Origin of the sequence: Streptomyces actuosus, assembly GCF_016921115.1 — a bacterium.
GTDB classification, from domain to species: domain Bacteria; phylum Actinomycetota; class Actinomycetes; order Streptomycetales; family Streptomycetaceae; genus Streptomyces; species Streptomyces actuosus_A.
In genome coordinates, this window is sequence record NZ_JAFFZS010000077.1 from 1 (window position 1) to 8,026 (window position 8,026).

Annotated in this window: 6 protein-coding genes and 2 pseudogenes; 6 read left to right on the plus strand and 2 right to left on the minus strand. The window is 69.3% G+C overall.

Going from position 1 to position 8,026, the window contains the following annotated elements:
* Positions 1-805: 805 nt before the first annotated feature.
* From JS756_RS35395 to JS756_RS35405, 3 genes are all read left to right on the plus strand, one after another.
* Positions 806-2,446 (plus strand): FG-GAP-like repeat-containing protein, encoded by a 1,641-nt coding sequence (locus JS756_RS35395; protein WP_205387377.1) that lies wholly within the window; start codon positions 806-808, stop codon positions 2,444-2,446.
* Positions 2,447-2,476: 30 nt separating this feature from the next.
* Positions 2,477-3,025, plus strand: coding sequence for a hypothetical protein (locus JS756_RS35400; protein ID WP_205387378.1), 549 nt, complete (start codon positions 2,477-2,479; stop codon positions 3,023-3,025).
* Between the two features lie 199 nt (positions 3,026-3,224).
* Positions 3,225-5,678 (plus strand): SpoIIE family protein phosphatase, encoded by a 2,454-nt coding sequence (locus JS756_RS35405; RefSeq protein ID WP_205387379.1) that lies wholly within the window; start codon positions 3,225-3,227, stop codon positions 5,676-5,678.
* A gap of 98 nt (positions 5,679-5,776) precedes the next feature.
* On the opposite strand, the pseudogene JS756_RS35410 reads toward JS756_RS35405, so the two are convergent.
* A pseudogene (locus JS756_RS35410) lies at positions 5,777-5,914 on the minus strand (Uma2 family endonuclease); the annotation flags it as partial.
* On the opposite strand from JS756_RS35410, the pseudogene JS756_RS35415 reads away from it, so the two are divergent.
* From JS756_RS35415 to JS756_RS35425, 3 genes and pseudogenes are all read left to right on the plus strand, one after another.
* Positions 5,901-6,116 (plus strand): annotated as a pseudogene (locus JS756_RS35415) (transposase); the annotation flags it as partial. The pseudogenes JS756_RS35410 and JS756_RS35415 sit on opposite strands and share 14 nt — an antisense overlap.
* Before the next feature lie 40 nt (positions 6,117-6,156).
* The gene (locus tag JS756_RS35420; RefSeq protein ID WP_307791432.1) at positions 6,157-6,405 is read left to right on the plus strand and encodes an integrase core domain-containing protein; all 249 of its coding nucleotides are present in this window, start codon (positions 6,157-6,159) and stop codon (positions 6,403-6,405) included.
* A 31-nt stretch (positions 6,406-6,436) separates the two neighbouring features.
* Positions 6,437-6,832, plus strand: a complete 396-nt coding sequence (locus tag JS756_RS35425; protein ID WP_307791433.1) for a hypothetical protein — start codon at positions 6,437-6,439, stop codon at positions 6,830-6,832.
* Between the two features lie 487 nt (positions 6,833-7,319).
* On the opposite strand, the gene JS756_RS35430 is transcribed toward JS756_RS35425, so the two are convergent.
* Positions 7,320-7,541, minus strand: a complete 222-nt coding sequence (locus JS756_RS35430; protein ID WP_205387381.1) for a hypothetical protein — start codon at positions 7,539-7,541, stop codon at positions 7,320-7,322.
* Positions 7,542-8,026: the final 485 nt, after the last annotated feature.

Consider the following 8,026-nt stretch of genomic DNA (forward strand, 5'->3'; position numbering starts at 1 on the left):
TCCCGCTTGAACTCGGCCGTGTACCGCTTACCCATGTTGCTCTTGCTACTCACTACCTGTGACTGCTTCCTCCGGGACCATCCGTCCCAGTATCAAGCTGTCCGGCCGACAGGGGGAACCTCAGTCTGACCAACTCGCTCGTCCGGCCACGGCTCGCGGAACGGGGGACTCATGACCAGGTACCAGTGCGTGCCAGCTGCGGCGGACGCGGTTGCCGTTGCCACCGTGCCTCGATCACAACGGATCGGATGACCGGAGAGCCGAGCGCTCCCTGAAGTACCGAGCGGAACAGCGCAGTCGTCGCGGCTGCGACCTCACGAAGCGGCTGCCGTTGCCGCGGATCCAGCCACCACCATGCCCGCCGTCGCGGGGTCCGGCGTGTGTCGAGCCGACCTGGCCGCCCGCGGGACCACCAGCATGCCGAGAGCCACGTACGTGTTGAGGACACATGCACATGACCCGAATGCACAAGCTACTGCTGTCAGCCGGTGCGCTCGTTCTGGCAACCGCCACACCCGCCGTCGCAGACACCCTTCCCCCGATCGCCCCTTCCGCCAGCCCGGCACCCCCCACGCCCTCGGATTCCCTCACGTCACCGGCGCCGTCGGGCGCCTCCACCCCCTCCGCGCCGGCAACACCCGCACCAGCCGCGTCCTCGGGGTCCTCCGCCATCCCCGCCGCGCCCACACCGTCCGCCGACCCCGACCTTGACCCAGACCCCGACGCTGAGCTCGACCCCGACGCTGAGCTCGACGGCGACGCGTGGACGAGCGAAGCGGCCGAGAGGTTCTGGACACCGGAGCGGATGGCCGCGGCCACTCCGGACTCTCCCCGCCCCGAGGCCCCCGCGGACCGGAGACCCGCGGCGCGCCTGTCGTCCGCGGCAACCACCAAGGACGGCCACTACTTCACAGGCGTCCCCACCGTGGGCACCTTCTTCCACTACACACGGAACCCCGCCACCGACCGACTGGAAGCACGCTTCTGCTCGGCCAGTGTCATCGACAGCCCGCAGGGCAACGTCATCCTGACCGCCGCCCACTGCTCGGGCGGCAGCAAGGGCATGTTCGTACCCCGCTACGACGGCGCGGCGACGAACCCGGCCCCCTACGGCCGGTTCCCCGTGCAGAAGTGGATCCGCGACTCCCGCTGGTACAGGGTGGGCGGCAAGCCCACCCGTGACGCCTACTCCGACCTGGACTACGCCTTCGCCCGGGTGGGCGCCAACAGCAGCAACCACAGCCTGCAGAAGGCCGTCGGCGCCGCTCTCGAGCTCGCCCCGGTGAACGGGGACTACAGCCGGACCGTGACCGTGGTCGGCTACCCGGGAAGCCACAACCCGAAGAACCGCCCGATCATCTGCCCCGGTGTCACCACCCGTCAGCTCCCCGGCTACCGGCAGATGCGCATGGAGTGCGGCGGCTTCTACGGAGGCACCTCCGGCAGTCCCTGGATCACCGGCCTGAACACCACGACCGGCAGCGGAACCGTGATCGGCAACCTCGGCGGCTACTACGGCGGCGGCCTGGAGAACGACAGCGACCGCATCTCCTTCGCCGTCACCTACGACAAGCGCGCCCTGGAGATCTACGCCGCCGCGAAGAACAACACCGAACCGCGCACATACCCGCGCGGCTACAGCATGTACCCCACCGGCGGCGGCCTGTGGACCCATGCCGAGAAGTTGGCCTCCGGCGACTACAACGGCGACGGCAGGACCGACCTGATCGTGGTCTGGGTGGACGGCGAGGTCACCCTCTACGCCGGTGACGGCAGGGGCGGCTTCTCCGGCGAGAAGAGGATCACGAAGTCCGCCACCTGGAAGGACGCCAAGGTCATCGCCGGCGGCGACTTCACCGGCAGCGACGCCTCCGACCTGGTCGTGGTCTGGGTGGACGGCGAGGTCACCCTCTACACCGGCGACGGAAAGGGCGGATTCGCCAAGGAGACGCAGCTCCAGAAGCCCAACCCGACGTGGCGGAACGCCATCCAGATCACGGCCGGACGCTACAGCGACAACAAGTGGACCGACGACCTCATGGTCCGCTGGGTGGACGGGGAACTCTCCCTCTACACCGACGTCGACGGCCGGGGCCTCCTCCACGAGCACAAGCTCAAGGACCCCAACGCCACCTGGAAGCACGCCACGATCCTCACCGCGGGCAACTTCGCCGGCGGCTCCCACTGGGACGTGATCGTGCGCTGGTCGGACGGCGAGCTCTCCCTCTACCGCGACACCGGCCCCTCGGGTGTGGGAACGGAAGTCCGGATGCGTTCCTCTGACAAGCTGTGGACCCACGCCTCCGTCATGACTGCGGGCGCCTACACGCCGGGCGAGCCCGATGACCTGTTCGTGCGCTGGTCGGACGGTGAGACCACCCTCTACACCGACACCTCCACCACCCTCGGCCGTGAACACATGCTCGTGCCGCCCAAGGCCGGCTGACACCCCTCCCAGGAAGGCGAGGTAGGCGCGATGTACCTGCGCACTGCAGCGACCGCTCTCACCGCGACCGTCATCGGCCTCACCGGCTCTCACACGGCATCGGCGGCGGACGGCCCCGGCCTGAGCATCAGCGTCCGCGACGACGACAGCGACAGCACCGCGGACGGCCCCCTGCGGCAGGGAGCGCCGGTCGTGATCACGTCCGACGTCGACCTGACCTCCCTGGCCGCCGACGGCAACGGCACCTTCCGCGTGAAGTCCCCGGCGTTCACCGAGGACGTGACCGTGGAGATGCGCAAGAACAGCTTCGGCGAGGGCGACGGCACCATCAGCTGCGACATCCGACCGGGAAGCTACCCGGTCGACGTCGCAGGGCAGCACGGGACGTCCGCAGCGATCGGCGACCGCGGCCACCTGACCATCACGGTCAAGGACGACGACGGCCGGTACTGCGACCAGGCGGCCGGTTCCACCAGCGGCATCGGCGCCGACGTCGTAGCCGTGGTCGCCGCCGGCCTGCTGGTCCTCGCCGCCGTCGGCTACACGGCCGTACGGCGCCGGAAGACCAGGAACACCTGACCCCGGCGCCACCGGGGGCCGCCGCCACCGCACAGCGGCCCCCGGGCGGCATTTCCGCGCCGCCTGCCGACCTGCGTGTGCGCGCGAGGAGAGATACAAGTGAGGGAGGAGCCGACGCGACGGATACGACGTTCGCCGCCCCGCGCTCCCTGCTGGGTCTTCCCCAGGCCCCGAGAGCCCGGGGCAGGATGGGCGATGAATGGACATGGAGCAAGCCGGCCCCCTCGGAAACGGCCCCGACCGGTTGCCTGATCCGGCCGCCTCGGTCACGGCAGTCGTCGACGCGCGCGGGATCGTCACGGGGTGGAGTTCCGGCGCGCAGGGGTTGCTCGGGTATCCGTACGAGGACGTCGTAGGGCGTCCCGCGGCCCGCCTGCTCGGCGGGAACGCCGACATCGCGGGGGATCTCTCCGCGGTTCTCGAGGGACGAAGCAGCCGGCCGACCCCGCTGCGGCACCAGGACGGCCACGAGGTGGAAGCCGCGTTGCGGGCGTACGCGTCGCTCGACCGTGCGGGCGACGCCCAGTGGCTCGTCGTGGCCACGTCGCCACAGCAGCCGCGGCCGCTCCGGGGACCGCGTCCGCACGAGGACGAGGCGACGGCGGAGGAAGCGTTCGCGCAGTGTCACCTGCCCGCGATGATCTGCGACGCCGAGTTGCGGGTTCTGCGCGGGAGCGCCGGCGCGGCCCGTGAACTGGGCCTCACGGAGTCGCAGATACGCGGTCGGCGCATCACCGACATCCTGCCCCCGCACATCTGCACCGTGGTCGAAGAGGGCATGCGCCGGGTGTTCGAGACGGGAGAACCGGAGCGGTTCCCGGTGCACGGCCGACCGCAGCCCGGAGCCCGCGCGAGATACTGGGCCGTGTCCGTGTCCCCCCTGAGGAACCCGGCAGGACAGGTGCGGCACGTGCAGCTCATCGCCCTCGACGTCACCGAACAGCACCACGCCAGGGAACGGCTGGCCCTGCTGAACGACGTCAGCGCTCAGGTGGGCAGCACCCTCGACGTGATGCGGACGGCCCAGGAGATGGCCGACGTGGCAGTAGGACGGCTCGCCGATTTCATCAGCATCGACCTGCTGGACGGACTGTTCCGCGGAGTCGAGCCCAAACCGTCCGTCACGGGCTCCGTCGCGCTGCGCCGCGCCGCCCAGCGGTCCGTCCTCCCCGGCATCCCCGAGGCGGTGATCCAGCCGGGGGAGGTGGACTACTACCCGGGATCGTCGCCCCCCGCCCGCTGCCTGGCCACGGGCCGGTCGTCACTGCACAGCACCCTGGACGAAGCCATCGAGAGCTGGCAGGCCACCGACCCCGGGCGCGCGGCCAAGGTCCGTGACTTCGGGATGCATTCGGTCATGGTCATCCCGCTGCGCGCCCGCGGCATCACGCTCGGCGTGGCCGTACTCGTCCGCCACCGCCGCCGGGACTCCTTCGACGAGGACGATCTGCTCCTCGCCGAGGAGATCGCCGCACGCGCAGCCGTCGCCGTGGACAACGCCCGGCGCTTCACGCGCGAGCGGACCACCGCCCTGGCCCTGCAGCGAAGCCTGCTGCCGCAGCGGCCGGCCGCACAGGGGGCCGTGGAGGTGGCCTACCGCTACCTCCCGGCCCGGTCCCGGGCAGGGCTGGGCGGCGACTGGTTCGATGTGATCCCGCTGTCGGGCGCACGGGTCGCCCTGGTGGTCGGAGACGTGGTGGGCCACGGCCTGCGCGCGTCCGCGACCATGGGGCGGCTGCGGACCGCGGTACACACGCTGGCGGACGTCGACCTGCCCCCCGAGGAGCTCCTCGTCCACCTCGACGACCTGATCACCCACCTCAGGGCGGAGGAGGACCCGGCAACGGATTCCGAGCTCGAGATCAGCACCGACCTCATCGCCTCATGCCTCTATCTCGTCTACGACCCGGTCTCGCGCCGCTGCGCCGCCGCCGGCGCGGGCCACCCCCCGCCCGCCGTGGTCACCCCCGACGGCAAGGCCGAGTTCATCGATCTTCCCGTCGGCCCGCCCTTGGGAGTGGGCGGGCTGCCCTTCGAAGCGGTCGAATGGGACGTTCCCCGCGGCAGCCTCCTCGTGCTGTACACGGACGGCCTCGTCGAGGTCCCCGACCACGACCTCGGCAGAGGCATGGCGCTGCTGCGCCGATGCCTGGAGCGGCCCGCTCCCTCGCTGGAGGCCACCTGCGACGACCTGGTCCGGAGCCTGCTCCCCGCACAGCCGTCGGACGACGTCGCACTGCTCGTCGCCCGTACCCGGGCCCTCGACGCGAGCCAGGTCGCCACCTGGGATCTGCCGTCCGACCCGGCCGCCGTGGCCGACGCCCGCGCCCAGGTCGCCCGCCGCCTCGCGAGCTGGGGACTGCACGAGGTGGTCTTCACCGCCGAGCTGGTGGTGAGTGAACTGGTCACCAACGCGATCCGGTACGGCGCCCCTCCCGTCCACCTGCGCCTGATCCGCGACACCGTGCTCATCTGCGAGGTCTCCGACGCCAGCAGCACCGCCCCGCACATGCGTCGAGCACGCATGCTCGACGAGGGCGGGCGCGGCCTGCTGCTCGTCGCCCAGTTCGCCGAGCGGTGGGGCACCCGCCACGGGGCCGGAGGGAAGTCGATCTGGGCAGAGATCAGCCTTCACGACGAACACCATCCGTGACGCTGCCCGGCGGCCCTGCGGCAGGGCATGCCGGAGAAGCGAGGGCCTCCGGCGCCCCACTGGCCAGTGACCTCGCACGGCATGCGCCGCGCCGAACCGTCCGGGCGGCGATTGGTGAGCGAGACGTCCTGAAGCCGGACGTCGAAGTCCGTGTCGGCGTTCCACTCCGCGCCCGCGGCGGCATCCAGGGCGTTCGCCAGAATCCGGGCCAGCCGGTTGCGCCGCTTGGACGCACTGAGGAATGTGTTTTCCGTGGTCCCCAAGGGATCCGGCGAAATGGTCGCGGCGACCATCCGCACCATCTTCATCCAGCCCACCGCCGAAGCCGTCCACCACCAGCTCGATGCGGTGGCCGACATGCTCGGGCAGCAGTTTCCCAAGCTCAGGCAGATGCTCCTGGACGCCAAGGAGGACCTGACCGCCTTCGCTGCTTTTCCCGTCTCCCAAGTTCAAGCGGGCCTGCCGCAAGCTGGGCATCGTGCAGTCCATGGGCCGAGTCGGCTCGTGTTTCGACAACGCCGTGAGCGAGGCGTTCAACAGCGTGCTGAAGGTCGAGTACGTCCACCGGCACACCTTCCGCACCCGCACCGAGGCCCGCATCAGGATCGCCACCTGGATCACCGACTTCTACAACTCCAGGCGGCTACACAGCGTGTGCGGGTTCAAGAGCCCGATCGACTATGAACGCGATTACCGGGCCGCCCTCACCGAGGGACTGGCCCCATAGATCGTCTCCACGCTGCGAGGGGATTGACAAAGTGTACTTCGTTGCTGTACAGCACGATCCTGGCTGGGGTGAGGCCATGGAGCGGGATCGACTCGAACGGCTGCTGAGTGGTGACGACGAAACGTCGGCGGCTGCCCGGACTGCGCTACGTGCTGGCGCTTCTTACATTGTGTGGGAAGGGACGACATCCGCCGAGTCACTCGCCCGAATCTACGGACGCCGCCTCAGGTACACCCTCGGGAAGGGCATCGAGACGAGCGGCCTGGAGCAGGCCGTGCAGCGCCTCGACCGACACGGCCGACCGGTTCGACTGGGCCAGATCAGGGCTGCTGACGGATCGTGGGTCTTCATGCTGTTCCTCGAACAGGACGGCGACGCAATGGTGGCATGCACCGGCGTTCGGCAGACGACCTCACCCCAGCACTGACATCCCACGGTCAGACGCCTGGCGGAGTTCGGCCCCTCCAACACGCTTTCCAACTGTGGTGGTGGGCCGCGTTCAAGAGCGTTCACCTGCGTTCATGGGCGGCTGGCTGTCGACGCGGGGACTGCTCCGGGTGTCGCCTGAACGACCGTGAACGGAGTTGAATGAGAAGGAAACTGAGACGGCTGCGCTCTTCACTGCAGCACCGGAGACAGCTCGCGAGTAGCTGTCGAGGCCACCGCTAGGCAGCCTTGGACCGGGCCGCAGGCGTGCCTGGGGCGGGCACCTGTGCATCCTCAGACCAGAAGATCTCGTCTTCTCCGAAGTCCGGGGGCTGGAAGGGTTTTGTCGTCGGAGGCGGTGATACCACCGTGGAACGGCGGGTGTGCCCCTCCAGGGCGGAGAACAGCGACGTCGGGTCGATGAGAGGTCTGCCTTTCGTTACAGGTCCCTGATGGGGCCTGGCGTGCCGTGACCGGGCACAGCGGTCCTACAGCTTGGTCATCTTGGCGTACGGGCTCAAGATCCGCATTTGCGCTGAGCCGAAATCCACGAGCGCCGCGATTCCGTCCTCGATGCCGATCACCCGGCCGAGGCCGTACATGTCGTGTGTGACCTGGTCGCCCATGGCGAAGTGCTTGGGAGCCGGTGTGACCGAGGCCCTGAAGGGGCTGGTGGGCAAATGACGCTTCGGTGCCGCAGGCTTTGTCATGACTCAGTATGAGCCTACGTGCAACCCGCTCGCTGTGGCCGTCGGCACAGATCCGGGCGAAGACAACCACGTCACGTCACTGACCTGGAGTTTCGAGACCTGGCGAGGCGAAAATTCGACCGCAGGTTTCCTTGGCCGACAGTGGCTGACCCCTGAATCTGGCACGGTTGTGGAACGTACCTCAGCCGACGACAGTCAGCCACGAGTGCGCCGACCGATCAGACGCGCGTACGCTCCGGCCACCCCACCCGCCTCAGTCACTACCGGCTCGCGTCGTCGACCAGAGCAAGTCGCGACGGCCGGCCCGTGTGAGTCAGAAGCTTCCTGAACCTCAGCTTGGGAAGCTGCGATCATTCGTGTGTCGGCGACGGGTGAATCCTGGTTCTGGATCACTTTCCGTGCAGCGTTGACGGACGGTCACGGGCCCGCCCCCGCCGCACGGTCACCCGGCCAGCAGGACGCGCTTGCGGAGCAGGGCCAAGCCC

Coding starts and splice junctions, on each gene's coding strand:
- JS756_RS35395 (WP_205387377.1), top strand. CDS start 806: ATGGCCGCGGCCACTCCGGACTCTCCCCGCCCCGAGGCCCCCGCGGAC.
- JS756_RS35400 (WP_205387378.1), top strand. CDS start 2,477: ATGTACCTGCGCACTGCAGCGACCGCTCTCACCGCGACCGTCATCGGC.
- JS756_RS35405 (WP_205387379.1), top strand. CDS start 3,225: ATGGACATGGAGCAAGCCGGCCCCCTCGGAAACGGCCCCGACCGGTTG.
- JS756_RS35430 (WP_205387381.1), bottom strand. CDS start 7,541: ATGACAAAGCCTGCGGCACCGAAGCGTCATTTGCCCACCAGCCCCTTC.